This window comes from Pseudomonas sp. AIG (genome assembly GCF_977020205.1).
Genome location: NZ_CDROCK010000003.1, coordinates 77,617 through 93,261, shown reverse-complemented (window position 1 = coordinate 93,261; position 15,645 = coordinate 77,617). Strand labels below are relative to the sequence as shown.

At 60.0% G+C, this 15,645-nt stretch carries 12 protein-coding genes; 3 read left to right on the top strand and 9 right to left on the bottom strand.

All coding sequences use genetic code 11. From position 1 onward, the window contains the following. Nucleotides 1–13 precede the first annotated feature (13 nt). Nucleotides 14–817, top strand: a complete 804-nt coding sequence (locus tag ACWR1S_RS03215; protein WP_093430088.1) for a hypothetical protein — start codon at nucleotides 14–16, stop codon at nucleotides 815–817. Nucleotides 818–874: 57 nt separating this feature from the next. Here ACWR1S_RS03215 and ACWR1S_RS03210 read toward each other — a convergent pair whose 3' ends face one another. Together ACWR1S_RS03210 and ACWR1S_RS03205 are read right to left on the bottom strand one after the other, a co-directional pair. Continuing rightward, nucleotides 875–1,162, bottom strand: coding sequence for an addiction module antidote protein (locus tag ACWR1S_RS03210; RefSeq protein ID WP_038360089.1), 288 nt, complete (start codon nucleotides 1,160–1,162; stop codon nucleotides 875–877). Further along, nucleotides 1,159–1,464 (bottom strand): type II toxin-antitoxin system RelE/ParE family toxin, encoded by a 306-nt coding sequence (locus ACWR1S_RS03205; protein WP_038360087.1) that lies wholly within the window; start codon nucleotides 1,462–1,464, stop codon nucleotides 1,159–1,161. The genes ACWR1S_RS03210 and ACWR1S_RS03205 overlap by 4 nt, the downstream gene beginning before the upstream one ends. A gap of 116 nt (nucleotides 1,465–1,580) precedes the next feature. Between ACWR1S_RS03205 and ACWR1S_RS03200 the strand changes: the two genes are divergently transcribed. After that, entirely contained in the window at nucleotides 1,581–2,018 is a 438-nt protein-coding gene (locus tag ACWR1S_RS03200; RefSeq protein WP_454562387.1) for an excinuclease, read from the top strand. Between the two features lie 104 nt (nucleotides 2,019–2,122). On the opposite strand, the gene ACWR1S_RS03195 is transcribed toward ACWR1S_RS03200, so the two are convergent. After that, nucleotides 2,123–3,025, bottom strand: a complete 903-nt coding sequence (locus ACWR1S_RS03195) for a LysR family transcriptional regulator (RefSeq protein ID WP_016983863.1) — start codon at nucleotides 3,023–3,025, stop codon at nucleotides 2,123–2,125. A gap of 118 nt (nucleotides 3,026–3,143) precedes the next feature. Here ACWR1S_RS03195 and ACWR1S_RS03190 point away from each other — a divergent pair, with 118 nt between their 5' ends. After that, nucleotides 3,144–4,418: an MFS transporter gene (locus tag ACWR1S_RS03190; RefSeq protein ID WP_454562386.1), complete on the top strand. Its 1,275-nt coding sequence runs from the start codon at nucleotides 3,144–3,146 to the stop codon at nucleotides 4,416–4,418. Nucleotides 4,419–4,595: 177 nt separating this feature from the next. Here ACWR1S_RS03190 and hemE read toward each other — a convergent pair whose 3' ends face one another. The 6 genes from hemE to aroK form a co-directional block, all read right to left on the bottom strand. Further along, complete coding sequence (gene hemE, locus ACWR1S_RS03185) at nucleotides 4,596–5,663, bottom strand: uroporphyrinogen decarboxylase (RefSeq protein WP_454562385.1); 1,068 nt, start codon at nucleotides 5,661–5,663, stop codon at nucleotides 4,596–4,598. 361 nt (nucleotides 5,664–6,024) lie between these two features. Then, the gene (locus ACWR1S_RS03180) at nucleotides 6,025–7,443 is read right to left on the bottom strand and encodes an FAD-dependent oxidoreductase (RefSeq protein WP_007909438.1); all 1,419 of its coding nucleotides are present in this window, start codon (nucleotides 7,441–7,443) and stop codon (nucleotides 6,025–6,027) included. Between the two features lie 33 nt (nucleotides 7,444–7,476). Then, on the bottom strand, nucleotides 7,477–11,922 hold the full coding sequence (gltB, locus tag ACWR1S_RS03175) for a glutamate synthase large subunit (RefSeq protein WP_454562384.1): 4,446 nt from the start codon (nucleotides 11,920–11,922) through the stop codon (nucleotides 7,477–7,479). 350 nt (nucleotides 11,923–12,272) lie between these two features. After that, nucleotides 12,273–13,862, bottom strand: a complete 1,590-nt coding sequence (locus ACWR1S_RS03170; RefSeq protein WP_454562383.1) for an AAA family ATPase — start codon at nucleotides 13,860–13,862, stop codon at nucleotides 12,273–12,275. A 10-nt stretch (nucleotides 13,863–13,872) separates the two neighbouring features. Next, complete coding sequence (gene aroB / locus ACWR1S_RS03165; protein ID WP_108224335.1) at nucleotides 13,873–14,973, bottom strand: 3-dehydroquinate synthase; 1,101 nt, start codon at nucleotides 14,971–14,973, stop codon at nucleotides 13,873–13,875. Between the two features lie 152 nt (nucleotides 14,974–15,125). Continuing rightward, complete coding sequence (aroK, locus tag ACWR1S_RS03160; protein ID WP_277760267.1) at nucleotides 15,126–15,644, bottom strand: shikimate kinase AroK; 519 nt, start codon at nucleotides 15,642–15,644, stop codon at nucleotides 15,126–15,128. Nucleotide 15,645: the final 1 nt, after the last annotated feature.

Sequence of the window (15,645 nt, the reverse complement as noted above, 5' to 3'; positions counted from 1 at the left end):
TGGAGTGAAGGGAATGACTCAGTTTCACCGCATCGCCGCTCTGTTGGCACTGGCTTTTGTGCTCGGCGGTTGCACCAGCAAACCGGTTTACAACGCCAAGGAAGAGTTCTCGCCCAACCTCGGCTTCACCCAGCAACAGATGAGCCGCGCCATCGTCACTGCGCTGAACGATCGCCAGTGGGTCGTGCAATCGGTACGTCCGGGCATGATCAAAGCGGCGATCACCGTGCGCGGTCGCCATCACGCCGAAGTCGACATTCCGTTCACCCCGACCTCGTTTGAAATCGACTACCGCAGCAGCTACGGCCTCGACGCCAAGGACGGCAAGATCCACGGCAACTACAACCGCTGGGTCAATCGCCTGCGCGACAACGTGCTCAAAGAGCTGTCGATCAACCCGGACATCGAAGCCGTCAACAGCTTGGGCATCATCAAACAGGGTGCCGACGAGCCGACTTACCTGAGCTTCCGCGAAGGCGTCAAACGCGCCACCGACGCCGGCCTGCTCGACGGCAGCGTGAAGTTCTACCTGGCCGGCGAAACGCTGCCAAAACAGGTGCGCAAACTCGACACCGTGAGCAGCAGCCGTAAAACCAACGGCTCGAACAAGTCCGACGAAGACGCCTGCTTCTGGGCCCTGCAATCGGCCTTGGCCACCTTGCAGAACGCCGCGAAGAAAGCCGACGCCAACGCGGTGATCAACATCGCCAGCGTCGACCAGCGTGACCTGTACAAAGACACCGAAAAATTCCAGTGCCGTGCCGGGCTCGTGGTGTCGAGCGTGGCGCTGCGCGGGGATCTGGCGCACGTGGATTGATGGGATTGTAGAAACGACAAAGGGCGCCATTCGGCGCCCTTTGTCATTCAGCCCGGATCAAGTACTGGCGTGTAACTTCAATCCTAACGCCTTCACCACTTTCAGGATTGTTCCGAACTCGGGGTTTCCTTCACCTGATAGTGCGCGGTAGAGGCTCTCTCGGGACAACCCTGCGTCACGTGCGACCTGAGTCATGCCTCGCGCTCTCGCTATGGTGCCAAGTGCCTTGGCGATAAAAGCCGGGTCATCTCCAGCCTCCTCCATGCAGGCGTCCAGATAGTTAGCCATGTCCTCTTCTGTCTTGAGGTACTCGGCTGAGTCCCAACGAGTGAATTTTTCGGTCATGGGTTTTGCTCCTGCCAGGACTCCGCGATGAGCCTGGCTTGCTTGATGTCTCGGGGTTGGCTGCTCTTGTCTCCGCCGCAAAGGAGGATGACCACTTGCCGACCTTGTTGCATGAAATAGACTCGATATCCGGGGCCATAGTCAATTCTGACTTCGCTGAGCCCTTCACCGATAGCTTTGACATCGCCAAAATTTCCGTCAGCCATACGATCAATTCGCACCTGAATACGCATCCTGGCGCGACTATCAGCCAACTTTAAAAGCCAGCTGGAAAATGTGGAACTTCGAAGAATCTCAGTCATCGCCGAAGTGTAGCCTTTGAGCTACACACACTCCACACTCTTTTCTCTGTAACAGATGTACGGTGTCTACACTCTTTGAATCAGCGAATGTTCATCGCTACGTCAAGGAGATGACCATGCAAGTGAAAGCCCTGATCGCCGTCGCACTTTTCGCGCTACTGCCCAGCGCCAGCCACGCCACCAATCTGATGTACATGCCCTTCGAAACCGTGCTGTCGGACGCGATTCGCGCCGGACGGCTGGATGGCAGTGTGAAGTTCTATCTGCTCGGTAATGAACCGCAGGGCACGCAGCAGTTATTGCGCCGTGGAGTGGTCAGTGATTTGAAGACCAACGGCTTCAACAAGAGTGATCACAACTCCTGCGAGTGGGTGTTGCAGTCAAATCTGATCAAGTTGCAGGCCGATGCCAAGCGGGTCGGAGCGAATGCGGTGGTCAACATCGTCAGTTACTACGACCAGCATGTGCGCAAGGATTTGAATACGTACGAGTGCCGGGCGGGGATTTTTGTCACGCGGGTGGCGTTGAAGGGGGATTTGGTGCGGTTGCCCTGAGATCTGTGATGTTTGGGCCGACGCCTTCGCGAGCAGGCTCGCTCCCACCTTGGAATGCGTTCCCCTGTGGGAGTGAGCCTGCTCGCGATTTGATTGCGCTGCAATCACGCCTTTGAAGGTTCGACTTTGCGCGTGAGCAGGTCGACAAACGCCTTGGCCATCGGCGATTTCTGATCCTTGCGCTGCACCAGCCACACCGCCGACACCGCTTCCGGATCGAGCAACGGTCGGTAGACAACGCCATCGATGCGCATCCGCTGATAGGACGCCGGCAGTACCGAAACCCCCAACCCCGCTGCGACCAGACCGATGATGGTCATCGCCTCCCCCGCTTCTTGAGCGAAGTGCGGGCTGAACCCGGCATCGCGCGCCAGGCTCAGCAATTGCGCATACAGCCCGCTGCCGTAACTGCGCGGAAAGAACACGAAGGGCTCCAGCGCCAGCGCCGAGAGGAACAGCCCTTCTTCACTGCCCTGCGCCAATGGATGCTTGGAACCGAGCACGGCGACCAGCGGCTCACGCATCAATTCCACCACACTCAGCGAATCCGGCAAACCCAGCGGGCGCATGATCCCGACCTCGATCGACTCATCCACCAAACCCTCGGCGACTTGCGTGCTGCTCATCTCACGAAGGTTGAGGTGCACCGCCGGAAAACGCTGGCGAAAGGAAAAGATCGCCTGGGGAATGGTCGAGTTGAACGGCGCCGACGAGGTGAAGCCAATCTTCAACTCGCCCAGTTCACCGAGTTGCGCACGTCTGGCGACGTCCGCCGCTTTATCAACCTGCGCCAGTACCAGCCGCGCCTCTTCGAGAAACAGCCGCCCGGCCTCACTCAACTCAACTCGACGATTGGTCCGCTCGAACAGCCGCGCGCCAACCTCTTGCTCCAGCGCTTGAATCTGCTGGCTCAGCGGTGGCTGCGAAATCCCCAGCACCTGTGCGGCGCGGCCGAAGTGCAGTTCTTCGGCGACGGCGATGAAGTAGCGCAGATGACGCAATTCCATGGAAACCCCATTAGGTCGTTAAAGCTATCAAACAGGTCGAACAATATATTGGATAGAAACATTAGCCAGCTATATGATTTTTTCATTGCCTGCCTGGCCGTGCCCTCCGAGGTCTGAAGTGAAAACTGCTGTCGCGCCCCTTGCCCATGAAGTCCCGCCCGCTGCAGCCGACGATGTCGTCGCCGAGCTGCAAGAGATCTACATCGAAAAAGGCACGCCGATGTTCATGCGCACGGTGCTGGCGCTGTTCAGCGGCGGCTTCGCGACGTTTGCCCTGCTCTACTGCGTGCAGCCGATGATGCCGCTGCTTTCCAACGAGTACGGGATCAACGCGGCACAGAGCAGCCTGATTCTTTCGGTAGCCACCGGCATGCTCGCCATCGGCCTGCTGATCACCGGGCCGATTTCCGATCGGGTCGGGCGCAAACCGGTGATGGTGACTGCGCTGTTCGCGGCAGCGCTGTGCACCATGGCCAGCGCGATGATGCCGAGTTGGCACGGCGTGCTGATCATGCGCGCGTTGATCGGGCTGTCGCTGAGCGGTCTAGCAGCGGTGGCAATGACATACCTGAGTGAGGAGATTCACCCGCAACACATCGGTCTGGCGATGGGTTTGTACATCGGCGGCAACGCGATTGGCGGGATGAGCGGGCGCTTAATCACCGGCGTGCTGATCGACTTCGTCAGTTGGCACACGGCGATGCTGGTGATCGGTGGTCTGGCGATGATTGCGGCAGCGGTGTTCTGGAAAATCCTTCCCGAGTCGCGCAACTTCCGCTCGCGCTCACTGCACCCACGCAGTTTGCTCGATGGTTTCACCATGCACTTTCGCGATGCCGGTCTGCCGCTGCTGTTTCTTGAAGCGTTCGTGTTGATGGGCGCGTTCGTCACGCTGTTCAACTACATCGGTTATCGCTTGCTGGCCGCGCCGTACAACCTCGATCAGGTATTCGTTGGCTTGCTGTCGGTGGTGTACCTGTCGGGTATCTACAGTTCGGCGAAGATTGGTTCGCTGGCGGACAAACTGGGGCGACGCAAAGTGTTGTGGGCGACCATTGCGCTGATGTTTGCCGGCTTGGCGTTGACGATGTTCACGCCGCTGTTGCTGGTGATTGTCGGCATGTTGATTTTCACCTTTGGCTTCTTTGGCGCGCATTCGGTGGCGAGTAGCTGGATTGGTCGGCGGGCGTTGAAGGCTAAGGGTCAGGCGTCGTCGCTGTATCTGTTCAGTTATTACGCCGGGTCGAGCATTGCCGGGACGGCGGGCGGGGTGTTCTGGCATCTGGGCGGCTGGAATGGCATCGGCCTGTTTATTGGTGCGCTGTTGCTGATCGCGCTGCTGGTGGCGTTGAAGCTGGCAAAACTGCCGCCGTTGCAAGGTGTTAAGGCCTGATACAAAACCCCTGTAGGAGTGAGCCTGCTCGCGATAGCGGTGAGTCAGTCGCTGAATATGCTGCCTGACACACCGCTATCGCGAGCAGGCTCACTCCTACAGATGATCGGTGTCCGACATTGAATCGTTCAAACAAAAACGCCCGGCATATGCCAGGCGTTTTTTATTGAAGCGCGATCACTCGTGATACTGCGCCGACAACTCATGTACCGCACGCAGGAACGCACCAGCGTGCTCCGGATCAACCTCAGGCGTGATGCCATGGCCGAGGTTGAACACGTGCCCGCTGCCCTTGCCGTAGCTGGCCAGAATGCGCCCGACTTCAGTGCGGATCGCTTCCGGCTTGGCGTAGAGCACGGTTGGGTCCATGTTGCCTTGCAGGGCAACCTTGTCGCCAACACGGGCGCGGGCGTTGCCGATGTCGCAGGTCCAGTCCAGACCCAGTGCGTCAGCGCCAGCGTCAGCGATGCTTTCCAGCCACAGACCGCCGTTCTTGGTGAAAAGGATCACCGGCACTTTGCGACCGTCGTGTTCACGGATCAGGCCGCTGACGATTTTCTTCATGTAGGCCAGCGAGAACTCCTGATACGCCGCCGCCGACAGATTGCCGCCCCAGGTATCGAAGATCTGCACCGCTTGCGCGCCGGCCATGATCTGGCCGTTGAGATAAGAGGTCACCGACTGCGCCAGTTTATCCAGCAGCAGGTGCATGGCTTGCGGGTTGTCGTAGAGCATCGCCTTGGTCTTGCGGAAGTCTTTCGACGAACCGCCTTCAACCATGTAGGTCGCCAGTGTCCACGGGCTGCCAGAGAAGCCGATCAGCGGCACACGACCGTTCAATTCGCGACGGATGGTGCTGACCGCGTCCATCACATAGCCGAGGTCTCTGTGCGGATCAGGGATCGGCAGGGCTTCGATGTCGGCCAGTGTGCTGACGACTTTCTTGAAGCGCGGACCTTCACCGGTCTCGAAGTACAGGCCTTGGCCCATGGCATCGGGGATGGTGAGGATGTCGGAAAACAGGATCGCCGCATCCAGTTGTGGATAGCGGTCGAGCGGTTGCATCGTGACTTCGCAGGCGAATTCCGGATTCATGCACAGGCTCATGAAATCACCGGCCTGGGCGCGGCTGGCGCGGTATTCCGGCAGGTAGCGACCGGCCTGACGCATCATCCACACCGGGGTGACGTCAACGGGTTGCTTGAGCAGGGCGCGGAGAAAACGGTCGTTCTTCAGGGCAGTCATGTCGGCATCCGGAAAAAAAGTGCGGGCATTTTCTCAGAGCGCGACGCAAAAGGCACGGATGCAGGTCAGCCTTTTGTCTATCGGGTCAATTTATTGCGCAATGATTGTTCCCACGCTCTGCGTGGTAACGCCTCCTGTGACGCTCTGCGTCACGCTTTTTGGAACGCAGAGCGTCCCCGGCTGCATTCCCACGCAGAGCGTGGGAACGATCAATGCGCTATCAGCAACTCCGAGAAACAACTGTGCGAGCGAGCTTGCTCGCGAAGAAGTCGGCACATCCAGCATTTAAGTTGGCTGACAGACCGCTTTCGCGAGCAGGCTCGCTCCCACATTTTTGATCGCATTTCAGTTTGAAATGTAATCAGACGCCCAGGTAATCGAGGATCCCTTCAGCCGCATTGCGGCCTTCGAAGATCGCCGTCACCACCAGGTCGGAACCGCGCACCATGTCGCCACCGGCAAAGATTTTCGGGTTGCTGGTCTGGTGCTTGTACTGACCTTGCTCAGGCGCAACAACGCGGCCCTGGCTGTCGGTCTGGATTTCGAACTGTTCGAACCACGGCGCCGGGCTCGGGCGGAAACCGAACGCGATAACCACGGCGTCGGCCGGGATGATCTCTTCGGAACCCGGGATCGGCTCAGGGCTGCGACGGCCACGGGCGTCCGGTTCGCCGAGACGTGTCTCGACCACTTTAACGCCTTCGACCTTGTCCTCACCGACGATAGCGATAGGCTGGCGGTTGTAGAGGAATTTCACGCCTTCTTCCTTGGCGTTCTTCACCTCTTTGCGCGAGCCGGGCATGTTCGCTTCGTCACGGCGATAAGCACAGGTCACTGACTTGGCGCCCTGACGGATCGACGTACGGTTGCAGTCCATCGCCGTGTCGCCGCCGCCGAGTACCACAACCTTCTTGCCTTTCATGTCGACGAAATCTTCCGGCGACTTTTCAAAGCCCAGGTTGCGGTTGACGTTGGCGATGAGGAAATCCAGTGCGTCATACACGCCCGGCAGGTCTTCACCGGCAAAACCGCCCTTCATGTAGGTGTAGGTGCCCATGCCCATGAACACCGCATCGTATTCGGCGAGCAGTTGTTCCATGGTCACGTCTTTGCCGACTTCGGTATTCAGACGGAACTCGATGCCCATGCCGGTGAAGACTTCGCGGCGATTGCTCAGCACAGTCTTTTCCAACTTGAACTCGGGGATGCCGAAGGTCAGCAAACCACCGATTTCCGGGTTCTTGTCGAACACCACCGGGGTCACGCCACCGCGTACCAGCACGTCGGCACAACCCAGACCCGCCGGGCCTGCACCGATGATCGCGACACGTTTGCCGGTCGGTTTGACCTTCGACATGTCCGGGCGCCAGCCCATGGCGAACGCGGTGTCGGTGATGTACTTCTCGACCGAACCGATGGTCACCGCACCGAAACCGTCGTTAAGGGTGCAGGCACCCTCGCACAGACGATCCTGCGGACAGACCCGGCCGCAGACTTCCGGCAGGGTGTTGGTCTGGTGCGACAACTCGGCGGCCTGAAGAATGTTGCCCTCGGCCACCAATTTGAGCCAGTTGGGAATGAAGTTGTGCACCGGGCACTTCCATTCGCAATACGGGTTGCCGCAACCCAGACAGCGGTGGGCCTGGTCGGCCGACTGCTGGGGTTTGAACGGTTCGTAGATTTCGACGAACTCTTTCTTGCGTTGACGCAACAGTTTCTTCTTCGGATCTTTGCGCCCGACATCGATGAACTGGAAGTCGTTATTCAGACGTTCAGCCATTGTTAAAACCTCATCAAACTCTTCAGGCGCATATCACTGCGGGTTGGCACGAGTGCTGGAAAGCAACGACTTCAGGTTGGCAGCCTTAGGCTTGACCAGCCAGAAACGGCGCAGGTAGTCATCGAGGTTTTCGGCGAGTTCACGACCCCACTCGCTGTCGGTTTCCGCGACGTACTCGTTCAGCACGTTTTGCAGGTGGCTGCGATAGGCTTCCATCGCCTCGCCGCTGATCCGCTGGATTTCCACCAGTTCGTGGTTGACCCGGTCAACGAAGGTGTTGTCCTGATCGAGCACGTAGGCGAAACCACCGGTCATGCCAGAGCCGAAGTTGTAACCGGTCTTGCCCAGAACGCAGACAAAACCACCGGTCATGTACTCACAGCAGTGATCGCCAGTGCCTTCCACAACCGTGTGGGCACCGGAGTTACGCACGGCGAAACGCTCGCCTGCGGTGCCGGCGGCGAACAGCTTGCCGCCCGTGGCGCCGTACAGGCAGGTGTTGCCGATGATGGCGCTTTCCTGAGTTTTGTAAACGCTGCCCTTCGGCGGCACGATGGTCAGCTTGCCACCGGTCATGCCTTTGCCGACGTAGTCGTTGGCGTCGCCTTCCAGGTACATGTTCAGACCGCCGGCGTTCCACACGCCGAAGCTCTGCCCGGCAGTGCCTTTGAAGCGGAAGGTGATCGGCGCTTTCGCCATGCCCTGGTTGCCGTGCTTGCGGGCGATTTCGCCGGAGATCCGCGCGCCGATCGAACGGTCGCAGTTGCAGATGTCCAGATCGAACTCGGCGCCGCTCATGTCGTTGATCGCCGACGAAGCCATCTCGACCATTTTCTCGGCCAGCAGACCTTGGTCGAACGGCGGGTTGCGCTCAACGCCGCAGAACTGTGGCTTGTCCGCCGGAATGTGATCGCTGCCCAACAGCGGGGTCAGGTCCAGGTGGTTCTGCTTGGCGGTCTGGCCTTCGAGGATTTCCAGCAGATCGGTGCGACCGATCAGCTCTTCGAGGGAACGCACGCCAAGCTTGGCCAGCCACTCACGGGTTTCTTCGGCGACGTAGGTGAAGAAGTTCACCACCATGTCGACGGTACCGATGTAGTGATCCTTGCGCAGCTTCTCGTTCTGAGTGGCAACGCCGGTGGCGCAGTTGTTCAGGTGGCAGATACGCAGATATTTGCAGCCCAGCGCGATCATTGGCGCAGTACCGAAGCCGAAGCTTTCGGCGCCGAGGATGGCTGCCTTGATCACGTCGAGGCCGGTTTTCAGGCCGCCGTCGGTCTGCACCCGGACTTTGCCGCGCAGGTCGTTGCCGCGCAGGGTCTGGTGGGTTTCAGCGAGGCCGAGTTCCCACGGTGCGCCGGCGTATTTGATCGAGGTCAGCGGCGAAGCACCGGTACCACCGTCGTAGCCAGAGATGGTGATCAAGTCCGCATAGGCCTTGGCCACACCGGCGGCGATAGTGCCAACGCCCGCTTCAGCCACCAGTTTCACCGAAACCAGCGCCTTCGGGTTGACCTGTTTCAAGTCAAAAATCAGCTGCGACAAGTCTTCGATCGAGTAGATGTCGTGGTGCGGCGGCGGCGAAATCAGGGTTACGCCCGGCACTGCATAACGCAGCTTGGCGATCAAGCCGTTGACTTTACCGCCCGGCAGTTGCCCGCCCTCGCCTGGCTTCGCGCCTTGCGCGACTTTGATCTGCAGCACTTCGGCGTTGACCAGGTATTCCGGGGTTACGCCGAAACGACCCGTCGCGACCTGCTTGATTTTCGAGCTCTTGATGGTGCCGTAACGCGCCGGGTCTTCACCACCTTCGCCGGAGTTGGAACGCGCACCGAGGCGGTTCATGGCTTCGGCCAGGGCTTCGTGAGCTTCCGGCGACAGGGCACCCAGCGAGATACCGGCGGAGTCGAAGCGCTTGAGCACCGATTCCAGCGGCTCGATTTCACTGATGTCCAGCGGCGTGTCGAGGGTCTTGACCTTGAACAGGTCACGAATCATCGACACCGGACGGTTGTCCACCAGCGAGGTGTATTCCTTGAACTTGGCGTAGTCGCCCTGCTGAACAGCAGCTTGCAGGGTGTTGACCACGTCCGGGTTATAGGCGTGATATTCGCCACCGTGGACGAACTTCAGCAGACCGCCCTGCTGGATCGGCTTGCGCGGACTCCAGGCTTCGCTGGCGAGTGCTTTCTGCTCGGCTTCGATGTCGACGAAGCGCGCCCCCTTGATGCGGCTCGGCACGCCACGGAAGCTCAGGTCGCACACTTCTTCGGACAGGCCGATCGCTTCGAACAATTGTGCTCCGCGGTAGGAGGCGATGGTCGAGATGCCCATCTTCGAGAGGATCTTCAGCAGACCTTTGGTGATGCCTTTGCGGTAGTTCTTGAACACCTCGTAGAGGTCGCCCAGCACTTCTCCGGTGCGGATCAGGTCGCCCAGCACTTCGTAGGCCAGGAACGGATAGACCGCCGAGGCGCCGAAGCCGATCAGCACCGCAAAGTGATGCGGGTCACGGGCGGTTGCAGTTTCAACGAGGATGTTGGAATCGCAACGCAGGCCTTTTTCGGTCAGACGGTGGTGCACCGCACCGGTTGCCAGCGAGGCGTGGATCGGCAGCTTGCCCGGGGCGATATGGCGGTCGCTCAGGACGATCTGGGTACGACCGGCGCGCACGGCTTCTTCAGCCTGATCGGCGACGTTGCGGATCGCCGTTTCGAGGCCGACGCTTTCGTCGTAGTTGAGGTCGATGATCGCCCGTTCGAAACCCGGGCGGTCGAGGTTCATCAGCGAGCGCCACTTGGCCGGGGAAATGACCGGCGAGCTGAGGATCACGCGCGAAGCATGTTCCGGCGACTCCTGGAAAATGTTGCGCTCGGCACCGAGGCAGATTTCCAGCGACATCACGATCGCTTCACGCAGCGGGTCGATCGGCGGGTTGGTGACCTGCGCGAACTGCTGACGGAAATAGTCGTACGGCGTGCGCACGCGCTGCGACAGCACGGCCATCGGCGTGTCGTCACCCATCGAGCCAACGGCTTCGTAGCCTTGCTCGCCGAGCGGACGCAGGACCTGATCGCGTTCTTCGAACGTAACCTGATACATCTTCATGTATTGCTTGAGCTGATCGACGTCGTAGAACGCCGAACCGTGGTCGTTGTCTTCCATGGTCGCCTGAATGCGCAGGGCATTCTTGCGCAGCCATTGCTTGTACGGATGACGGGACTTCAGGCGGTTGTCGATCGCATCGGTGTCGAGGATCTGCCCGGTTTCGGTGTCCACGGCGAAGATCTGGCCAGGGCCGACACGGCCTTTGGCAATCACGTCTTCAGGCTTGTAGTCCCACACGCCGATTTCCGAGGCGAGGGTGATGAAACCGTTGGTGGTGGTGACCCAGCGCGCCGGACGCAGACCGTTACGGTCGAGCAGGCACACCGCGTAACGACCGTCGGTCATGACCACGCCGGCCGGGCCGTCCCACGGTTCCATGTGCATCGAGTTGTACTCGTAGAACGCACGCAGATCCGGGTCCATGGTTTCGACGTTCTGCCACGCTGGCGGAATGATCATCCGCACGCCACGGAACAGGTCGATGCCACCGGTGACCATCAGCTCGAGCATGTTGTCCATGCTCGACGAGTCGGAACCGACACGGTTGACCAGCGGGCCGAGTTCTTCCAGATCCATCAGATCATTGGTGAACTTGGTCCGACGGGCCTGCGCCCAGTTACGGTTACCGGTGATGGTGTTGATCTCGCCGTTGTGGGCGAGAAAGCGGAACGGCTGGGCGAGCGGCCATTTCGGCAGAGTGTTGGTGGAGAAGCGCTGGTGGAACACGCAGATCGCGGTTTGCAGGCGCTCGTCGCTCAGGTCTGGATAGAACGCGGCCAGATCGGCCGGCATCATCAGGCCTTTGTAGATGATGGTCTTGTGCGAAAAGCTGCAGATGTAGTGGTCGGAGTCGACGGCGTTGGCCACCGACGAACGACGACGCGCACTGAACAGCTTCACGGCCATGTCCTGATCGCTCAGGCCTTCACCGCCGATGTACACCTGCTCGATCTGTGGCAGGCGCTCAAGGGCCAGGCGGCCGAGGACGCTGGTGTCGATGGGCACTTTGCGCCAGCCGATCAGCTGCAGGCCTTCAGCGAGGATCTCGCGGTTCATGTTCTCGCGAGCGGCTTCGGCCTTGGCCGGATCCTGGTTGAAGAAGACCATGCCCACTGCATATTGCTTGGGCAGCTCGACGCTGAAGGTTTCCTGGGCAATGGCTCGCAGGAACGCGTCAGGTTTTTGAATCAGCAGACCGCAACCGTCACCGGTCTTGCCGTCGGCATTAATCCCACCGCGGTGGGTCATGCAGGTCAGGGCCTCAATGGCCGTTTGCAAAAGGGTATGACTGGGCTCGCCCTGCATATGGGCTATCAGGCCGAAACCGCAGTTATCCTTGAATTCATCTGGTTGGTACAGACCTGCTTTCATAGACACTTTCTCACCAGGCTGCCTCTTTTCGAGGCAAATTTCTTTTCAATTCAACCACTTGCGTCCTGCGCCGAACGTACGCCGGCTTGGCGGGGGCAAAAGGGTGGTCATTGTACACAGCGACACAGAGGCTCACAAATTTGACGACGAAATGTCGCAAATTCATGTCGCATTTGTGAAAGGTTTAAAGCGATCTGCTGTGCTAGTCAAAACTTTTTTAATTTTGACCGCAACGACTCAAAGACTACTGTGACGCAGACACCACAAGGCACGCGGCCCGTAAGGGCGGCGCGCACTCGTAGAAATTTTGAGGTGCTTGGAGAGGCGGCCTGGGTAAGGCCGCCGAATCTTCAGCGAGTTGTTGCCAGTTCCTGTTGGACGCTGGCGACAGTGCGAGGCCAAGGTTTACCAGCCTGAACCTTCGCTGGCAAGGCCTTGATGGCAGAAACGGCCGCATCACGATTGGCAAAGTTGCCGTAGGTGATCACGTAGAGCGGCTTGCCGTTGAGGACTTTCTTGAAATAACGGTACTCGCCGCCCTGCTCTTTGACGAAGTTTTGCGCTGCCGCTTCAGAGCTGGTGCCGAGTATCTGCACCACGTAGTTGCCGGTCGGCTGACCGGCGTACCAGCTGCCACCGGCGGCTTTGGCAACGGTCACCGGCTTCTCGGCCGGTTTCGCAGCGGCAACTGGCTTGGCCGGCGCTGGAGCCGGTTTGGCGGCTGGCGCGGCCGGAGCAGGCTTGGCGGTGGCAACCTGAGTAGGAGCAGGAGTCGGTTTGGCGGCCGGCAACGGAACCGGTGTCGGCGCGGGACCGGCCGGAACGCCCGCCGGTGGCGCGGAAGTGGTCACGGTCGGCGGAGTCGCACTGGAACCTTCCAGAGGCACGCCATCGTCGCCTTCGGTAATACCGCCAGCCGCCTCGGCCAACGGGCCACGCATGACCGGTTGCGAGTTACCGACCAGCGGCAACGGCATCGGTTGCGTATTGCCGGCGAACTCGACGTTCGGTGCGCCGCCATTGGCACCCTGCCCCAAAGGCAACTGTGCCTGTTCATTGGCAGGAGCGCCGGTGGTTGGCGCCTTGTTGCGACCCGGCATCAACCAGGCGGCGGCGACCGCGACCACAACGACGGCGGAAATCGCCAATACGTGTTTCTTCGGCATGTTGAACCCCATACTTGGACGCTTGACCGCAGAGCGGCTGGCAATCATGACTTCGATCAGAGCATCGCGAGCGACCTGGTTGATATTGCCCGGCCAACCCTCGGCGCTTTCGTGAATATCAGAGATCTGATCTGCGGTGAAAAGTTCGACACCCCGGCCCGCGCCTTCAAGCCGCTGGTCGAGATATTCGCGGGTCTCTTCTTCGGTGTACGGCTGCAATTCGATGACGTGAAAGCGCTCTTCTTCGAGGTGCAAAGCCTCGAGCTGAGCGATCAGCGACGACTCACCGAACAGGAACACATGCGGGCGACCTTCCGGTGCGCCGGCACCCAGCGCCATCAGCGCTTCGAGCGCGGACTCGTCGAGTTGCTCAGCGTCGTCCACCAACAGATAGACTTCCTGGCCGGTCAGTGCGAGCTGCACCACTTGCTCCAGAATCGCGCCAACTTCGGCCTGAGCGACGTTCAGCGCCTGCGCCACCTGGCGCAGCACGCCAGCGGCATCACCGGCACCACGGGCGGAAACCACCACGCTCTGCACCGACTGCTTGTTGGTGCTGGCGACCAGCGCCTGGCGCAGCAAGGTTTTGCCGCTGCCTTGCGGGCCGGTGACCACCAGCAGCAACTGGCTGTAACGCGCCAGATGATGCAGTTGACCCAGCACCGGTTTGCGCTGAGCCGGGAAGAACTTGAAGCCCGGCACGCGTGGCGCGAACGGGTCGTGACTTAACTGGAAATGGCCGAGGAACGCCTCGTCGGCATGCAAACTAGTCATCGGAATCTTATTAACCTTTAAGCTGAGCCAGGGCGCGGTAATCCGCTCCCAGCGTGGCCTGTAGAACCTCTTTCGGATAATCGTCGGTCACTACCGCTTCGCCCATCCGGCGCAGCAGCACCAGGCGCAGACGACCGTCGATCACTTTTTTGTCGATTGCCATGTGTTGAAGAAAATCGGCTTCGGTCATTTCAGTCGGCGGCACCACCGGCAAGCCGGCGCGCTGGAACAGACGAATACCGCGATCACGCTCCTGCTCACTGATCCAGCCGAGGCGCGCGGACATTTCCAGCGCCATCACGGTGCCAGCCGCGACCGCTTCTCCATGCAACCAGACACCATAGCCCATGTGGGTCTCGATGGCGTGGCCGAAGGTGTGGCCGAGGTTGAGCGTGGCGCGCACGCCCGTTTCCTTCTCATCGGCGCCGACCACCGCAGCCTTGGCTGCGCAGGAGCGCTCGATGGCGTAGGTCAGGGCCTTCTGGTCCAGTGCGCGCAGGGCGTCAACGTTATCTTCGAGCCAGGTCAGGAACGGCTCGTCGCAGATCAAGCCGTACTTGATGACTTCGGCCAGACCGGCGGACAGCTCGCGCTCTGGCAGCGTCTTCAGGGACGCGGTATCGATCAGCACGACGTTCGGCTGATAGAACGCGCCGACCATGTTCTTGCCCAACGGATGGTTGATGCCGGTCTTGCCGCCCACCGACGAATCGACCTGGGACAGCAATGTTGTAGGGATCTGGATGAAGTCGACGCCGCGCTGGTAGCAGGCAGCGGCGAAACCGGCCATGTCGCCGATCACACCGCCGCCCAAGGCGATCACAGTGGTCCGGCGATCATGACGGGCGGTCAGCAGACCGTCGAAGATCAGTTGCAGGGTTTCCCAGTTCTTGAAGGCCTCGCCGTCCGGCAACACCACGGAGATCACCGAGAACTGCGCCAGGCTGCGGGTCAGACGTTCGAGATAGAGCGGCGCAACGGTCTCGTTGGAGATGATTGCCACCTGCCGCCCATGGATGTGCGGAGCCAGCAGTTCGGGCTGATCCAACAAACCTTCGCCAATATGAATCGGGTAGCTGCGCTCGCCTAGATCGACCTTGAGTGTCTGCATGTGTCCCCACAGTGAAGATGGAAGCAGGCGTCCTGCCCTGAATTATTGGTTGTCTGCGGCCTATAGCGGGTATGACGCCGCTCGCACGCCATCCGCCACAACCTCGACGGGCTGTGACAGGACGCCGAGGATAGCGCATTTCGAGCGATGCTTTAACGGGGTGGAAGCTGCGCCAGACGATCAAGAATGTCGAGTACCACCATGCGTGGCGGCCGTTCGTCGGTTTCCACCACCAGATCGGCAATTTCCCGATAGAGCGGATCGCGGATCGCGAGCAGGTCGCGCAGGGTTTTTTCCGGATTGGCAGTGCGCAGCAACGGCCGATTGCGGTCGCGCGACGTCCGCCCGACCTGCTGTTCAACGGAGGCGTGCAGATACACCACTCGCCCGCCCTCGAACAGAGCCTTGCGATTGGCATCGCGCATGACGGCGCCACCGCCGGTCGCCAAGACCACGCCATCGAACGCGCACAGCTCGGCGATCATCGCCTGCTCACGGTCACGAAAGCCGGGTTCGCCTTCCTTGTCGAAGATCCACGGGATATTGGCGCCCGTGCGCAGTTCAATTTCCTTGTCGGAATCTTTGAACGGCAGGCGCAGCTCTTTGGCCAGTAACCGGCCGATGGTGCTTTTGCCAGCACCCATCGGTCCTACAAGAATCAAATTTCGCACA

Coding starts and splice junctions, on each gene's coding strand:
- ACWR1S_RS03215 (WP_093430088.1), top strand. CDS start 14: ATGACTCAGTTTCACCGCATCGCCGCTCTGTTGGCACTGGCTTTTGTG.
- ACWR1S_RS03210 (WP_038360089.1), bottom strand. CDS start 1,162: ATGACCGAAAAATTCACTCGTTGGGACTCAGCCGAGTACCTCAAGACA.
- ACWR1S_RS03205 (WP_038360087.1), bottom strand. CDS start 1,464: ATGACTGAGATTCTTCGAAGTTCCACATTTTCCAGCTGGCTTTTAAAG.
- ACWR1S_RS03200 (WP_454562387.1), top strand. CDS start 1,581: ATGCAAGTGAAAGCCCTGATCGCCGTCGCACTTTTCGCGCTACTGCCC.
- ACWR1S_RS03195 (WP_016983863.1), bottom strand. CDS start 3,025: ATGGAATTGCGTCATCTGCGCTACTTCATCGCCGTCGCCGAAGAACTG.
- hemE (WP_454562385.1), bottom strand. CDS start 5,663: ATGACTGCCCTGAAGAACGACCGTTTTCTCCGCGCCCTGCTCAAGCAA.
- ACWR1S_RS03180 (WP_007909438.1), bottom strand. CDS start 7,443: ATGGCTGAACGTCTGAATAACGACTTCCAGTTCATCGATGTCGGGCGC.
- gltB (WP_454562384.1), bottom strand. CDS start 11,922: ATGAAAGCAGGTCTGTACCAACCAGATGAATTCAAGGATAACTGCGGT.
- ACWR1S_RS03170 (WP_454562383.1), bottom strand. CDS start 13,862: ATGACTAGTTTGCATGCCGACGAGGCGTTCCTCGGCCATTTCCAGTTA.
- aroB (WP_108224335.1), bottom strand. CDS start 14,973: ATGCAGACACTCAAGGTCGATCTAGGCGAGCGCAGCTACCCGATTCAT.